The sequence below is a fragment of the Desulfitobacterium nosdiversum genome (assembly GCF_049860565.1).
Classification (GTDB): domain Bacteria; phylum Bacillota; class Desulfitobacteriia; order Desulfitobacteriales; family Desulfitobacteriaceae; genus Desulfitobacterium_A; species Desulfitobacterium_A nosdiversum.
This window is the reverse complement of record NZ_CP172056.1, coordinates 729,470-743,988: the sequence shown is the minus strand read 5'-3', so window position 1 is coordinate 743,988 and position 14,519 is coordinate 729,470. Positions and strand designations below refer to the sequence as shown.

General features: G+C 40.3%; 15 protein-coding genes. 14 read left to right on the top strand and 1 reads right to left on the bottom strand.

Annotated elements, in window-relative coordinates; genetic code table 11:
- Positions 1-119: 119 nt before the first annotated feature.
- The 7 genes from ACHOLT_RS03610 to rsmI all read left to right on the top strand — a co-directional run bounded on the left by ACHOLT_RS03610 (position 120) and on the right by rsmI (position 5,965).
- The gene (locus ACHOLT_RS03610) at positions 120-1,244 is read left to right on the top strand and encodes a GerAB/ArcD/ProY family transporter (RefSeq protein ID WP_425805833.1); all 1,125 of its coding nucleotides are present in this window, start codon (positions 120-122) and stop codon (positions 1,242-1,244) included.
- Between the two features lie 30 nt (positions 1,245-1,274).
- Entirely contained in the window at positions 1,275-1,472 is a 198-nt protein-coding gene (locus tag ACHOLT_RS03605; protein WP_425805831.1) for a sigma factor G inhibitor Gin, read from the top strand.
- Positions 1,473-1,630: 158 nt separating this feature from the next.
- Positions 1,631-3,064 carry an aminotransferase class I/II-fold pyridoxal phosphate-dependent enzyme gene (locus ACHOLT_RS03600; protein WP_425805830.1) on the top strand — a complete coding sequence of 478 codons (1,434 nt, stop codon included), beginning with the start codon at positions 1,631-1,633 and terminating at the stop codon, positions 3,062-3,064.
- 2 nt (positions 3,065-3,066) lie between these two features.
- The gene (locus tag ACHOLT_RS03595; RefSeq protein WP_425805828.1) at positions 3,067-3,930 is read left to right on the top strand and encodes a DNA polymerase III subunit delta'; all 864 of its coding nucleotides are present in this window, start codon (positions 3,067-3,069) and stop codon (positions 3,928-3,930) included.
- Between the two features lies 1 nt (position 3,931).
- On the top strand, positions 3,932-4,765 hold the full coding sequence (locus ACHOLT_RS03590) for a PSP1 domain-containing protein (protein WP_425805827.1): 834 nt from the start codon (positions 3,932-3,934) through the stop codon (positions 4,763-4,765).
- Entirely contained in the window at positions 4,762-5,073 is a 312-nt protein-coding gene (locus ACHOLT_RS03585) for an initiation-control protein YabA (RefSeq protein WP_425805826.1), read from the top strand. The genes ACHOLT_RS03590 and ACHOLT_RS03585 overlap by 4 nt, the downstream gene beginning before the upstream one ends.
- Before the next feature lie 46 nt (positions 5,074-5,119).
- Positions 5,120-5,965 carry a 16S rRNA (cytidine(1402)-2'-O)-methyltransferase gene (gene rsmI, locus ACHOLT_RS03580; protein WP_425805825.1) on the top strand — a complete coding sequence of 282 codons (846 nt, stop codon included), beginning with the start codon at positions 5,120-5,122 and terminating at the stop codon, positions 5,963-5,965.
- Between the two features lie 82 nt (positions 5,966-6,047).
- Here the strand turns inward: rsmI and ACHOLT_RS03575 are convergent, their stop codons facing one another.
- Positions 6,048-6,320, bottom strand: coding sequence for an AbrB/MazE/SpoVT family DNA-binding domain-containing protein (locus tag ACHOLT_RS03575; RefSeq protein ID WP_425807866.1), 273 nt, complete (start codon positions 6,318-6,320; stop codon positions 6,048-6,050).
- A gap of 255 nt (positions 6,321-6,575) precedes the next feature.
- On the opposite strand from ACHOLT_RS03575, the gene metG reads away from it, so the two are divergent.
- From metG to rnmV, 7 genes are all read left to right on the top strand, one after another.
- Positions 6,576-8,525 carry a methionine--tRNA ligase gene (gene metG, locus ACHOLT_RS03570; protein ID WP_425805824.1) on the top strand — a complete coding sequence of 650 codons (1,950 nt, stop codon included), beginning with the start codon at positions 6,576-6,578 and terminating at the stop codon, positions 8,523-8,525.
- On the top strand, positions 8,522-9,283 hold the full coding sequence (locus ACHOLT_RS03565; protein WP_425805822.1) for a TatD family hydrolase: 762 nt from the start codon (positions 8,522-8,524) through the stop codon (positions 9,281-9,283). Before metG ends, ACHOLT_RS03565 begins: the two co-directional genes overlap by 4 nt.
- Before the next feature lie 188 nt (positions 9,284-9,471).
- Complete coding sequence (locus ACHOLT_RS03560; protein ID WP_425805820.1) at positions 9,472-10,260, top strand: 3D domain-containing protein; 789 nt, start codon at positions 9,472-9,474, stop codon at positions 10,258-10,260.
- A gap of 91 nt (positions 10,261-10,351) precedes the next feature.
- A complete protein-coding gene (locus tag ACHOLT_RS03555) occupies positions 10,352-11,521 on the top strand; it encodes a ubiquitin-like domain-containing protein (RefSeq protein WP_425805818.1) in 1,170 nt (389 codons plus the stop codon).
- A 202-nt stretch (positions 11,522-11,723) separates the two neighbouring features.
- On the top strand, positions 11,724-12,440 hold the full coding sequence (locus ACHOLT_RS03550) for an N-acetylmuramoyl-L-alanine amidase family protein (RefSeq protein WP_425805816.1): 717 nt from the start codon (positions 11,724-11,726) through the stop codon (positions 12,438-12,440).
- A 127-nt stretch (positions 12,441-12,567) separates the two neighbouring features.
- Entirely contained in the window at positions 12,568-13,716 is a 1,149-nt protein-coding gene (locus tag ACHOLT_RS03545) for a glycosyl hydrolase family 18 protein (protein WP_425805814.1), read from the top strand.
- Positions 13,717-13,973: 257 nt separating this feature from the next.
- A complete protein-coding gene (rnmV, locus tag ACHOLT_RS03540) occupies positions 13,974-14,516 on the top strand; it encodes a ribonuclease M5 (RefSeq protein ID WP_425805812.1) in 543 nt (180 codons plus the stop codon).
- The last annotated feature ends 3 nt before the right edge of the window (positions 14,517-14,519 follow it).

The following is a 14,519-nucleotide window of genomic DNA, read 5'->3' as shown; positions in this document are numbered from 1 at the left end:
TAAGGATAGATATCCCTTGATCAAGAAGAAGAATAAATATTTTATGAATAAGAGACCAAACCTTATCGATGTAGAAAAGCCAAATTGAGTTCGCAGGGAATAATCGGAGGAATAAATAGATGGAGAGAATATCTATTCAACAATTTTTAATGTTGGGCGCAAGCGTTACCTTGGGAACTACTTTCATTCCCGTAGGGACAGTTATGGCCGGTTTAGCTGGGCGTGACGGCTGGATGGCAGTTATACCTGCATTTCTTTTCGGGATTCCCTTCGGCCTGATGGTAATAACCTTATCCGAGAGATATCCTCAAAAGAATCTTTTTGAGATCTCCGAAAAAGTTCTCGGCAAATGGATAGGTAAGATCTTCGGAATCGCAGCATCCGTAATTGCTGCATTTTTTGGAGGACTACTTATTGGACAGGGTGTCGATATGTTTTCCCGATCCATTTTACCGTTTACACCACGCTGGGTCTTTATTCTCTCGAGTTTTCCATTGATCTTGATGTTAGTTTATGCCGGAATTGAAGTCCTAGCCCGTTTCTCGGAGATTGTCTTTCCCATAATTGTATTAGCCTTAGTTGGGACGGCTTTGTTATCGATTCCACGCTTTGAACCGGGAGAGCTTTTACCGCTTCTTGAGAACGGATTAAAACCTTTGTTATATGGTTTTGTTGAGGGAATTCCTTGGCCAATGGAATATGTTTTATTTTTAGGAGGTCTATTAAAATTTTTACCTAAAGGTTACCAAGAAAAGAAACAAATGAGGGTAAGGTTATGGTCCATTTTTTTATCCGTTGGGTTTATAGATATGCTGATCGCTCTTATTGAAATTTGGGTATTTGGTCCGAGTGAGACTGCGAGGCAAACTTATGGCTTGCTGACACTTGGTAAAATGATCGAGATTTCGCGGACGATTTCGGGAGTAGAGTCCATTTTTATGGTGATTTGGATGGGAGCAAGCATGATAAAAATCACAGCTTTTTATTTTATTGCTTGGTGGGGAGTTCAGTCTGTGTTCAAAGTCAAACAGTGGGTTGCCCATATCATGATAATTCCTATTTTTATGGGTGTCCCATGGATCATAGTCCGAGGGGCCGATATCCCGCTTGCCCTAACTCAAATGGACCGTTATCTTATTCTGCCGTTCGTACTCGTATGGGTAGTCCTGCTATGGGGGATAAGTACGTGGAAGCAGAATAATCCTACCCCGTCGGTTAACTCAGCTGAAACCGGGCAAGACTAGATTTATATGATTTGAAAGGAGAAAAGGTTTATGAGTTCTCAAGTCTTGCCGCGTTGTCAATGTTGTCAGGAGGTTCCTGCCGAGGGTTTATATGATGGAATTCGAATTCAAGGCATTCTTTTTTGTTCGGAGTGCTGCCATCGAATTGCTTTAAGTTCAACAGATTCCTTTTTCTATCAGCGATTTCTTTCGGGTGTGAAAAAAGCACTTTTTCCTATGAAATATTAGTTAACAGTATTTTACAGCAATTAACTCTTTTCATATGGATTAGATGAATCTTTAGTAGAGATGTGATACAATTAAAGGTAATATCCCGATTTAGAAATTTTTTTAATTCCTATTTTGCAAATGGGAATAATAATGGCTAACGTACTGGGGGAATTTTTTTGCTGTCCCTGGGAGAGGAGTTGTTAAAATACCAACAAGACGGATTTCTGTCTTTTCATACCCCTGGGCATAAAGGAAAGTGTGAATTTTTCAAGGGTTTAAATTTTCCGGAACATGATTTGACAGAACTTCCTGGTTTAGATATGCTGCATGCGCCTCAAGGTGTATTGGCAGAAGCGCAAAAAAGAGCTGCACAGGTTTTTGGAGCAGAGGAGAGCTTTTTTTTGGTTAATGGAGCTACCGCTGGGAATCAAGCGATGTTCCTGGCTTTATCCCAAAAGAAAGGAAAGGTCTTAATTGAAAGGCAATCTCACCGCTCTGTTTCAGCCGGACTTATACTTTCTGGATTAGAACCTATTTATTTAAAGCCTATTGTTCATCCGGAATTCCGCTTACCGCTAGGCTTAAATTACGATATTGGCTCGGAGGTTTGGGCGGAAATTCAAGGTGTACACATAACATATCCCAGTTATTACGGAACTCTTCCGGATATTGCTCCTATCCTTCGTGATCGGGAGCTCTACGGTCCTTCCGTTCCAATCCTTGTGGATCAGGCACATGGTTCACATTATTTGTCTGAAATATTTCCTCCAAGTGCTTTATCATGGGGAGCGGATCTCGTTTTACACAGCTCGCATAAGACGCTAAGCGCTTTGACTCAAGCGGCTATGCTTCATGTTCAAGGTGAAAGGATTGCCAAAAATCGTTTAAGGCAAGCCTTAGAGATTCTTCAGTCCTCCAGTCCAAGTTATTTATTGATGGCTTCCTTGGAACGTTCTGTCGAATTTGCTTTAGATGAAAAACGATGGGAACTTTTATATGAAGCTGTTCAGGATCTCCATGAACAAGTAAGTAAGGTTCTCCGCATTTTTAATAAAGATGATCAAGGTCAATATGGAATTGCTCAATGGGATTGGTCAAAGATTCTGGTTAACACTTCATCGATTGGGCTTTCAGCAACGGTGAGCGTAGAATTTTTGAGAAGTCACTTCCGAATTGAGCCGGAATTATGGGATGATGAAAATATCCTTTTTGTCTTGGGAATTGGAAATACACCAGAAGAAGTTCAAAGATTAACCCAAGGATTAAGTGCAATGATAGAATGGGCTAAAACGGCTAACCATTCTGGAGTTAAGACGTCGGGTTTAAATAAAGAAAAGGTCAGTTTTTCCGAATGGGAACTTTCTCTTCCGCCCATACGAATGACTCCCCGTGAGGCTTTTTTAGCTCCTAAACGTCAGATTCCTTTAAGAGAAAGTTTAGGAAAAATTCTTGGTGAGAGCATTTCACCTTATCCACCGGGGATTCCCTTGGTGGCAATGGGTGAAGAAATGACATATGAAGTCCTTGAAGCTCTTTTACATTCTTCCTCAAATCGTTGGCAAGGGTGGGATAAACCCGAACAGGCAATTTGGATTATTGAGGAGGGATAAAGGTGGATTTAGCGCTCAAACTTTTAGAAAAAGCAGCTTACGAAGGGCGTCTTGTTCATTTGCTTTTGTTCCACGGGGGAGGGGCAATTGAAAGGCGGAAGGCTGGATTATATTTGGCCCAAACATTAAATTGTCAGTATCCGGTTGAAGGGGAACCCTGTTTAAAGTGTTCTGCTTGCCGAAAAATTGACTCAGGAAATCATCCAGATGTCCAAATTATACAGCCTTCGAAGGCTTCATTTGGAATTGAGGAAATCCTCCAGTGGCAAGAAAAAGTTTACCGTAAACATTTTGAGGGGAAATATAAAGTTTTTATTCTTGAGCAAGCGGATCGTTTGACCCTTCCTGCAGAAAATGCTTTACTTAAGGTGATTGAGGAACCTCCGGAAAGGACAATCATCATTTTGAGTGCTCAAAATGCGGAAACACTGTTACCGACGATTCGAAGCCGTGCTCAGAATATCTATTTTCCAGTTTCAGGAGAATTGGCCTGGATCAATTCGTTGGCTTCATCCGCTGCTAATCAACATGAGGCACATGAAGCTTTCCGACTGAGTGGGGCAGATCCTGATTGTGCACAAACGATTTTAGAGCTGGGTGTCGGCAAGGTAGAAAAATGGGTTGAGGATTTTCACGAAGCGATTCAGGAAAAAGATTTTTTAAAGGTCTTTGGACTTTTCCCGGTTGAAAAAAATGAAGCCTTAATTTATCTTCAAGTTCTAGCGTATCAAGATTTTATAAGACTTGTTAATCCAAAAGCAATGCTAGCTATAGATAAAGCCTTGGATCAAATTAGAAAACAGGCTAATCCTCGATTAGTGATTGAAGTGTTGGCCTTAGAATTATTCCGGCAAGGAGGAAATTAAAGTGGTAGAGGTCGTGGGAGTTCGCTTTAAGCGGGCAGGTAAAATTTATTACTTTTCATCGGGAGACCTTGCGCTTAAAGCTGAGGATAAAGTTATCGTGGAAACTGCACGTGGCATTGAATTTGGTGATTTGGTGATCCCACCGAGAAATATTGAAGAAGATGCGGTGGTTTCCCCCTTGAAGCCGGTCATTCGCAAGGCAACGCCAGAAGATGAACGAATTGTAGAAGAAAATAAAGTCAAAGAAAAAGAGGCTTTTCAAATTTGCCTCAAGAAGATCGAAGATCATCAGCTTCCAATGAAATTAGTAGATGTAGAATATACCTTTGATTGCAATAAAATAATCTTTTCCTTTACAGCTGAAGGACGGGTTGATTTCCGCGAATTAGTCAAAGATTTAGCTTCTGTTTTCCGCACACGAATCGAACTAAGGCAGATTGGAGTTCGAGATGAGGCCAAGATGTTAGGCGGGGTTGGTTCCTGCGGCCGAATTCTCTGCTGTTCATCTTTCCTGGGAGATTTTGAACCGGTTTCTATCCGGATGGCGAAGGATCAAAAACTTTCTTTGAACCCGACAAAAATCTCGGGAATTTGTGGTCGACTCATGTGTTGTTTAAAATATGAAAACAGTGCCTATGATGAGGACTTAAAGGACGGAGTTATTCTTCCGGATGAACTGATACAAGGATGTTGTCAAGGCGGTTGTGAGGAAAAAGTAATAAGAGAAGTTCAGCCTGAACGTCCGATTCAGGCAGTACCTGTAGCAAAGAAGGGGCGCCCTGACGGACGGCAAAAGAAAGGGGAAAAGAACAAAGAAAAGAGTGAGAAGATATGAGCCAATTAACTCAGGCTTTAATAGAAATAGAAGAAAAACTGAACTCTCTGATTGAAGAAGTAAGGCGTTTACGGCCGTATGTAGAAAATCTGGAGGAAGAAAACGCGAGGTTAAGCCGGGAGTTATGCGCAATTCCGGAAAAAGAAACTGAGCGGGTTATCGCCAATGCCGAACATCTTCAGGGTGTTGCCCATGATAATTTAGAAAAGTTATATAAGGAAGGATTTCATATCTGCCATCTTCATTTTGGGCAGCCCTTGGAGGAAGGGGATTGTTTGTTCTGCATGGGGTTCTTAAGGAAAGATTAAAAAGTTTAGGTAATGTTTTATAGGTTTGATAGGAGAGATAAGTTAATTGTCTATTGTAGAGAAGGGGACACTTTACGTTTGTGCAACTCCGATTGGAAATTTAGGTGATATCACCTTGCGGGTACTTGAGGTTTTGCGCGAGGTTGACGTGATCGCGGCGGAGGATACACGGCATTCGCGAAAGCTCTTGGAGCATTTTGGAATAACGACCCCTTTAACAAGTTATCATCAGCATAATGAAAAGGGTAAATCTCAGGAGCTTCTTCGCAGGCTTCAAGACGGAGAATCCATCGCTTTGATTTCCGATGCAGGAATGCCGGGAATCTCTGATCCGGGATATGAGGTTATTCATATGTGTTTGGAAGAAAAGGTTCCTCTTGATGTTCTCCCTGGTCCTAATGCCGGGGTGACCGCTTTAGTTCTTTCAGGACTTCCCAGCGAGCATTTTCTTTTTCACGGTTTTTTGCCTGCAACACAGAGTGCACGAAAGCGGGAACTTGAAAAGTATGCTCGGCTTCCTTTTACTCAGATTTTTTATGAAGCTCCTCATCGCTTAGTTGATACACTCAATAATATGATCGAAGTATGCGGAGATCAAGAAGCAGCTGTAGTTCGTGAATTAACTAAAATCCATCAAACCGTCCATCGGGGATTATTAACAAAACTGTTGACGGAATTCCAAGCAACTCCGCCGCGTGGTGAAATCTGCCTTCTTTTAGCACCATTTAAGGAACAGCCTGTTCAGGGGGGACCTGAGGATTGGAAAAGGGAAGTCGAAGAGGGAATTAAGCAAGGACATCAACCTAAGGAAGTCATGAAATATGTTGCTCAAAAGTATGGAGTTAGTAAAAGAGATGTTTATCAAGCCACACTTGAAGGAAAAGGAAAATAAAAGAAAACTCGGCATCAGCCGAGTTATGTAAAATTTAAAAAGAAAGAAAGGCGACAGCCTTCCTATGTATTCAAAGTGTTAATTATACAGCTTCAGATTCGGTATTTGCTGCAACGGTTTCTCCCATGGCTTGAGCGCATTCGCGGCAAACATTCTTGCCACGGAAAACTTGAACATCGCTGGCATTACCACAAAAAACACAAGCAGGCTCATATTTTTTGAGAATAATTTTTTCTTGATCAACGTAGATTTCCAGAGCATCTTTTTCGTCGATTCCCAATGTTCTGCGTAGTTCGATGGGCAATACAACACGGCCTAGTTCATCTACTTTTCTCACGATTCCAGTTGATTTCATCATTATACCCCCTCCTTACAACAACATTCGACAAGATCTAACACCCTTATGATACCAACGATTCCATTTAAAGTCAACGTGTTTGAAAAAATTTTATTTTCCTAGAATAAAGAGTTAAAATAGGGGCATACTTGACAAAAAAAATCTCTTTGTGATCCACTTAATAGGCTGATTATAGTGAAGTTATTCTACAATATTTGACGAGAAAACTTATAATATATTTATCTCGAAATTTTTTTAGAGAGGATGAGTCTCTTGAAATATTACATAACGACTCCAATTTTTTATCCTAATGCCAGCCCCCATATTGGAACAGCTTATACGACGGTAGCGGCAGATGCGTTTGCTCGGTATCATCGCATGAAAGGCGATGAGGTTCATTTTCTAACGGGAACGGATGAAAATGCGCAAAAGATCGTTCGTACAGCCGAAAGTAAGGGAATGGATCCTAAAAGCTATGTCGATGGAATTGTTAAGGGCTTTAAATCACTTTGGGAAGAGTTAGATATCTCTAATGATGACTTTATTCGAACAACAGAAGAACGTCACCATAAGGTCGTCCAATCTATTTTTACAAAGCTTTATGAACAAGGGGATATTTATAAATCCGAATATCAAGGATGGTACTGTACGCCTTGCGAGACATTTTGGCCGGAAACAAAATTAATAGAGGGTAAGTGTCCGAATCCTGATTGCGGGCGCGAAGTTGAAATGCTGAAGGAAGAGAGTTACTTCTTCAAGCTTTCTAAATATCAGGATGTTTTGCTAAAACACATTCAGGATCATCCGGACTTTATTCAACCCGTTTCAAGGCGTAATGAGATGATTCGTTTTATTGAGAGCGGGCTGGAAGATCTCTGTGTATCAAGGACTACTTTTCAATGGGGGATTCAGGTTCCATTTGATACAAAACATGTCGTCTATGTTTGGCTGGATGCATTGATTAACTATATCTCTGCTTTAGGCTTTCCGGATGGCGAACTCTATAAAAAGTATTGGCCGGCCAATGTTCACCTTATGGGTAAGGATATTGTTCGTTTCCATGCTGTTATTTGGCCGATTATTTTAATTGCGTTAGGACTTCCTTTGCCTAAAGTTGTCTATGGACATGGATGGTTTTTAAGCAAGGAAGGGGGAAAAATCTCGAAGTCCCGCGGAAATGTACAAGATTCATTCGAGTTAATCCGTCGCTATGGATCTGATGCAATTCGTTATTTCCTTCTTCGTGAAATGCAAGTAGGAGCGGATGGTACATATTCAGAAGATAATCTGGTTGACAGACTTAATAGTGATTTAGCTAATGATCTAGGGAATTTTGTTTCTCGGAGTTTAGCGATGATTGTCAAATATCGGGGTGGAATCGTTCCGAAGGGCGGAGAGGATACTGAATTAGAACTGGAGATTAAGGCGCTGAGCCGAGAGGTTAAGGCCAAAGTAGAGGAAAGAATGGGGGCCTTAGATCCGGCAGGCGCTTTGGAAAATATTTGGCGGCTGGTTGCCCGTATGAATAAATATGTGGATGAAACAGCACCTTGGGCATTGGCAAAACGAGAAGATTCAAAGCTCAGACTTGATCATGTTTTGCATATCTTTGCCGAGGCTATTCGTATAATGGCTATTTTCACCGCCCCCTTTATGCCTAAACTTCCTTCGAAGATATTTGCCCTCCTTGGAATAAAAGAGGATATGCTTCTTTGGGAAGAGGTTGATCAGTGGAATGTATTAGCTGAGGGAATTCATGTTGAAAAAGGTCAACCGCTATTTCCCCGTGTCGATTTATCACAATGGATTACAGAAGAGGAGAATCAAAACGTGGATCAGGAACAAAAAAATAATGAACAAATAAAAACTGAAGTAAAACCGGAATTTGAACCGATCAAAGAAGAGATTACAATTGATGATTTTGCGAAAATCGATTTACGAGTCGCAAAAATTCTGCAGGCGGAAAAGGTTGAGAAAACAGACAAACTCATGAAGCTTGAAATTGAAGTTTCAGGAAAAAAAAGAACGATTGTTTCTGGTATTGCTCAACACTATACGGCTGATGAACTCGTGGGCAAATCTGTAGTTATTGTGGCTAATCTGAAGCCGGCAAAATTACGGGGAATTGTATCTCAAGGCATGATTCTTGCTGCCTCTCAAGATGGAGTATTAGAAGTGTTGACTGTTGATAAAGATTTACCGGGTGGGGCACGCGTTAAATGATTTGGGATACCCATGCTCATCTCGATGATCCCCGTTATCGAGAGGACTTTGAACAGATTCTTGCTAATATAAAAATGGCTCAAATTTCTCGTGTTACGAATGTAGGATATGATTTGCCTTCCTCTGAAAATTCGGTTGAGTTAGCTCATCGCTATGAATTTATTTATGCAGCGGTGGGAGTACACCCTCATGATGTTGAGGGAGTAAGTGCAAAGACATGGGAAAGACTTCTTCAGCTTGCTCAGGATGATAAGGTTATTGGGTGGGGTGAGATTGGTTTAGATTATTACCGTGATTTATCACCTCGATCCATTCAAAAGGATATCTTTATTCAACAGATTGAACTTGCAAATCAGGCCGGTTTACCGATTATTATTCATAATCGAGACGCCCATGAGGATCTTTTGAAAACCATTAAGGAACATCCCCCACAGCACGGAGGAGTCTTCCATTGCTATTCTGGTTCTTGGGAAATGGCAAAAATCGTTTTAAACTTAGGCTTTTATATTTCCTTCGCCGGACCGCTTACTTTTAAAAATTCGCGGTATGCCGTTGAAGTGGCGGCCAAGGTACCTAGGGATCGATTTTTTGTGGAAACAGATTCTCCCTACTTAACTCCTGAGCCTTATCGGGGTAAAAGAAATGAACCTGCTTATGTTCGTGAAGTGGTAGCGAAAATCGCAGAGATTCGAAAATTGGATTTCGAGGAAGTGGCTCGGCAGTCATTTGAAAATGCTTCAAAATTATTTAAGGTTTAAAAGAATTTTATATTTAAAAGTACTTAGCATATAGATTTTAAATAAAAAAATTTAAGTCTGAAAAACAATGATGCTTTTCAGACTTTTTTTGTTCTTATTTAAGAGGCAACTTCACTTTATTTTATAAGGTTGCTGGGTGGTTCTTTTTTGCTTGTCCTAATCATACTATAAGATAAGGGGGGAGAAAAATGTATTCATTGCCAATAGCAACCTATACAGATTTTTGGCGTGGTACTAAGAACAGAAGTTTGTATATAGGGAGCGGGTTATTATTAGCAGGGACAACAGTGGCTTATATCCCTGCTAATATAAATATAAACCTGGATAGTTTTCCTCAAAGAATATCACCCCAGGTTCAGCCGTTGGAGCTAAAAACGGAAGAAAAAGAACCTGAACTAGAAACTAGGCGAAGTTCCCAAATCACATCTGATATTCAAATTGTGGATGTAGAAGTTCCAACTTCCACAGAATTTATTGAGTCAGATCAACTTGTGCCTGGTACGAGCAAGGTCAAAGAAGCAGGAGATAAGGGGATTGAGAGGAGGATTATTAAAACAACTCGAGTTAATGGAGAGATTACGAGTGAACGTATTACACATCAGTTTATGCTTGAAGCTCCTAAAAAACGGGTTATCATTCGCAACAGTCAACCCGCCGTTGAACCCAAAAGCCAGGGGGGCTTTGATGTTAATCAGCTTAATGTCCAAAAAGTAATAAATATGGAAGCCACAGCTTACACTTTTACGGGTTATCAAACAGCTACAGGGGTTAATCCAAGAGAAGGAATAATTGCTGTTGATCCGAGAGTTATTCCGTTAGGAAGTCAGGTTTATGTTGAAGGATATGGATATGCGATTGCGGCAGACACAGGGGGGTTAATTAAAGGAAATATTATTGATGTATTTTTCCCTAATTTGCAAAGATGTATTAATTGGGGAAGAAGACCGGCAAAGGTCTACATATTGAATGGAAAATAATGTAAATTATTTTGACAGCTGACCACAAATAAGATAAAATGAAGTTGTGGGTGGTATTGGAAAAAGATGTTAATTTTTATGGAGGGATTCAATGATTGAGAAAACGGGGACTAAGGCTATTTCTCTAGTTCAAAGCTCCCGCAAGGCTCAAATATTTACAGCTTTATTTGGAATAATATTGCTTGTGACTTTCGGGCTTTATTTAAAGGCAAAAACTATTAATGTAAATATTGACGGGAAAGTCGTCCGAGTAACAACAATTAGTAATTCAGTGGGTGGCGCATTAAGATTTTCACGACTGGGTATTTTCCCAGAAGATGTTGTTACCCCTGATCGCTCAACGCAAGTAACACAGGATTTAGAGGTTCAGGTTACCCGAAGCCTTCCACTTAAATTAAAGCTTGATGGGAAGGTTTATACCGGACGATCGGCTAAGACAACAGTCGGGGAGACTTTGCAAGATTTATCGGAACGATTAGGCCTTAATCTTAAGGAAACTGACGAAGTCAATATTGACCGGCAAGCGATGCTGGCAGCAGATATGGATATAGAGGTTAAGAGAGCCATTCAAATTCATGTAACAGCTGATGGAAAACAGATTGATCCATATTTAGCACCTCGCACAGTTGCAGAGGGGTTAAAAAAACTAGGAATATCCCTGGGTGATCAGGATAAGGTTTCGTTACCCTTAGATCAGGAACTTAAAGAAAATGATCAAATCCAGATTGTAAGAGTTGCAGAAAAAGTTGAAACAGTATCGACGGAAATACCTTACCAAGTGGTCGCGCAACCCGGCGATTTTCCCGTTGGATTGCCGGATCGCTCTATAAATAGGGGTTCAAATGGTCTTAATCAACAAATCGTGAGGATAACCCTAGAGGACGGAAAAGAAGTAAAGCGAGATATACTTGAACAAAAAGTGCTTCGTTCCCCTGTCAATCAAGTTGTTTCTCGTGGAGCTCAAACCTCAATTTCTCGAGGAGGTCGAACAATAAATTTTACTAAGGCAATCTTAGTACGCGCCAGTGCATATTCCTCGGGTTCAATAACGGCGACGGGTGGAGCTGTGCGTTATGGAGTCGTTGCGGTAGATCCGCGCGTAATATCTTTAGGAAGTTCTCTTTATGTTGAGGGTTATGGAGATGGAATTGCTTTAGATACAGGAGGCGCCATTAAAGGAAACCGAGTCGACCTCTATATGGATTCTGAGGAGTCGGCTAATTCATGGGGGGTACGCTCAGTCATAGTTTATGTAAAGTAGAATATATCTAACTAAATTTATTAGATTACTCATCCACAAGTTAAAAGTGCTGTTGCATAATGAAAATATTCATAATGCAGCAGCACTTTTTATGCTTTAGTATCCTATAAGTTTTTTATTCAGGGCCAAGCAGGTCAGAATTTTTACAAGCCTTTTTATCATATTTTAGAATCAGATAAAAATGTCATATGGAGGGAGAAATTTGAGAACACCAGTAATCATCACAGGCAGAAATACAAAAGGAATGGCAGTCCTTATAATCCTAATGCTGATGTCTGGACTGGTTTTCTCCGTACTCTGGCAGGGTTCAACTGCCGTTGTCAGTCACATGAATATACGCCATATTATTGTGATCGACGCTGGTCATGGGGGATATGATCCCGGAGCCATAACCTCTCAAGGACTTTATGAAAAGGAAATTAATTTGCAAATGGCTAAACGAGTGGGTGAATTGCTTAAACCCAGCGGTATTGAAGTTATTCTTACACGAGATGAGGACATTGATTATGTTCCGGATGGGACTCGAGGCAGACAAACAAAAAAACAAGCCGATTTAAATTATCGAATTAGCTTAGCGAAACAGGCTAATGCTGATGCTTTTGTCAGTTTGCATCTTAATGCAACGGTTGGGGGCCTAAATTCAGGTGCTGAAACGTTTTACCATAATCAATCGGCAGAGGGAAAAAGATTAGCGGAGATAATCCAAGAGGAACTTGTCAAAGTTCCGGGGATGAATCGGCGAATTGCTAAACCTGGAGATTTTTATATTATTAAAAACACGCCCATGCCGGCCGTTATAGTTGAATTGGGTTATATATCCAACTCAAAAGAACGGGCAAAGCTTCAACAAGCTTGGTATCAAGATCAACTGGCACATTCTGTTGCCAAAGGAATAGCTCGCTATTTTGAAATGCCCTAATTTAATCCTTTGAATTCAATAAATAACCAATTTTATAATATTATGGTTAATGAATCATACATAAGCTGAATTGAAGAGGGGAAAATAAAGTCAGGCATCGAATCAAGATGAAGGAGTTGATTTCTGAATGAAACGGTTTCTGACTTTTGCTGTAACAGCAGTCTTAGTATTAGGATTCAACTTGACCGGATGTAATCCATCACAGCCACCGACTCAGCCACAACAACAAATGACGGATAATGGTCAGCCGCCTCAGGCGGAAGCGGATACACGTCAAGATGTTCTTGGATCTGAAAAGCGTGTGGTTATGGGTTTCTACACTGATCCTGAAGGTCCTACACCAGGTTCCAAGGATTCAATGATGAAGAACATAAAAATGTTAGATGAAGTTTCTTTCTTCTGGTACACTTTTGATGAAAACGGTAAGGTTATTACTTCTGGAAAGAAAGACCTGAGCATTAAGGATGCGGCTCAGAAAAATGGAGCAAAAGCCTATGCTTTGATTCACAACATGAGGGGAGGAGGATTTGATCCTAATTTAGTTCATCGCGTTTTGGCGAATTCCTCCTTACGTTCCACCTTCGTCAATAATCTTGTTAATCTAACTGTAAACGAAAAATGGGACGGGATCGCGGTAGATATTGAAAAGACTCCGCCTGGAGATCGAAACAACTATTCTGCTTTTCTTAATGAATTGCATAATGCGCTAAAAGCCAAAGACAAAGTTTTGAACGTATCGATTCCCGCTAAATTTATTGACTACCCCTCAGATTTATGGTCTGGTGCTTATGATTATGCAGCCATTGGTAAAGCTTCTGATCAAGTCGTACTGATGACCTATGATGAGCATGGTTTAGGAACGACTCAAGGGCCTATTGCTTCTCCTTCATGGGTTAACAAAGTTATAACCTTTGCAGTAGGAAAGATTCCGAAAGAAAAAATTGTGATGGGCCTTCCGGTATATTCCTTTGATTGGGGTTCGAATAAACCCACTGTGCCCGACTATTTGTCGTTTGCTCAGTCAATGGATCGTGCTAAAAAACATGGAGTTCAAGTTATGTTCGATGAAACAAATAAAGTTCCCCATTTTAGTTATACGGCGGATGGAGTTCGCCACGAAGTCTATTTGGAGAATTCAAAAAGCTTGCAACCTAAAATGGAGTATGCGAAAGAACATAAGCTGCATGGTGTTGCGATTTGGCGAGTGGGTATGGAAGACCCGGATATTTGGAACAGTCTAATTAAAACATACGGAACAAATAAAAATAAACAGTAGGCTAAAAATAAAATGTTTTAAACAAAATATTTTAAACAAAAGTAGGGCGGGGAAAATCCCGCTCTTCTTATTATTTTTCACTAGAAAATAAAAATACTTAAAATTTTTATGCTTTCCTTTTACCCGATTTGAGAAATTAAGAAATATAGGATAAGATTATTAGATAAGTTAGCTTAATCACCAAATTTTAATCACTAGATTTTTTAATTGCTATACGCAAAAGAGACATAGTTATAAAAATAAAGGGAAGTTATTAAATGATTGAAGAATTGATAGTTGTTGAAGGAAAAAATGATGCTCAGGCGATCCGACGTGCTTTAGGTCCAGTCGATATCCTTTGGACGGATGGATATGGGTTAACCTCTGAAAAGCTTCAATATATCAAAAAAATGGCTGTTCATCGCGGAGTTATTGTTTTAACAGACCCAGATTCTGTAGGGGAGCAGATCCGAGAACGAATACGGCGTACAGTTCCCGAGGCAAAGCATGTCTATTTATCTAAAAAAGAAGCTCGCTCCAAAGATGATCGCGATATCGGGGTAGAAAATGCTTCTCCAGAAGATATTCGACGTGCTTTTCGATTGATTCAGAAGGAATATTCGATATTGGAAAAGCCGGTTTTTGATACCGCCGACTTGGTAAGATCAGGACTTGTGGGTCTTTCGGATTCTGCTGAAAAACGGAGAAGGGTTGGCCGGATTTTAGGATTAGGGGATGCAAATGCTAAGCAGTTTTTGCATCGGTTAAATCGTTTTCGAATTTCTCGTGAGGATTTTGAAAATGCTTTAGATCAGCAGTAGGAG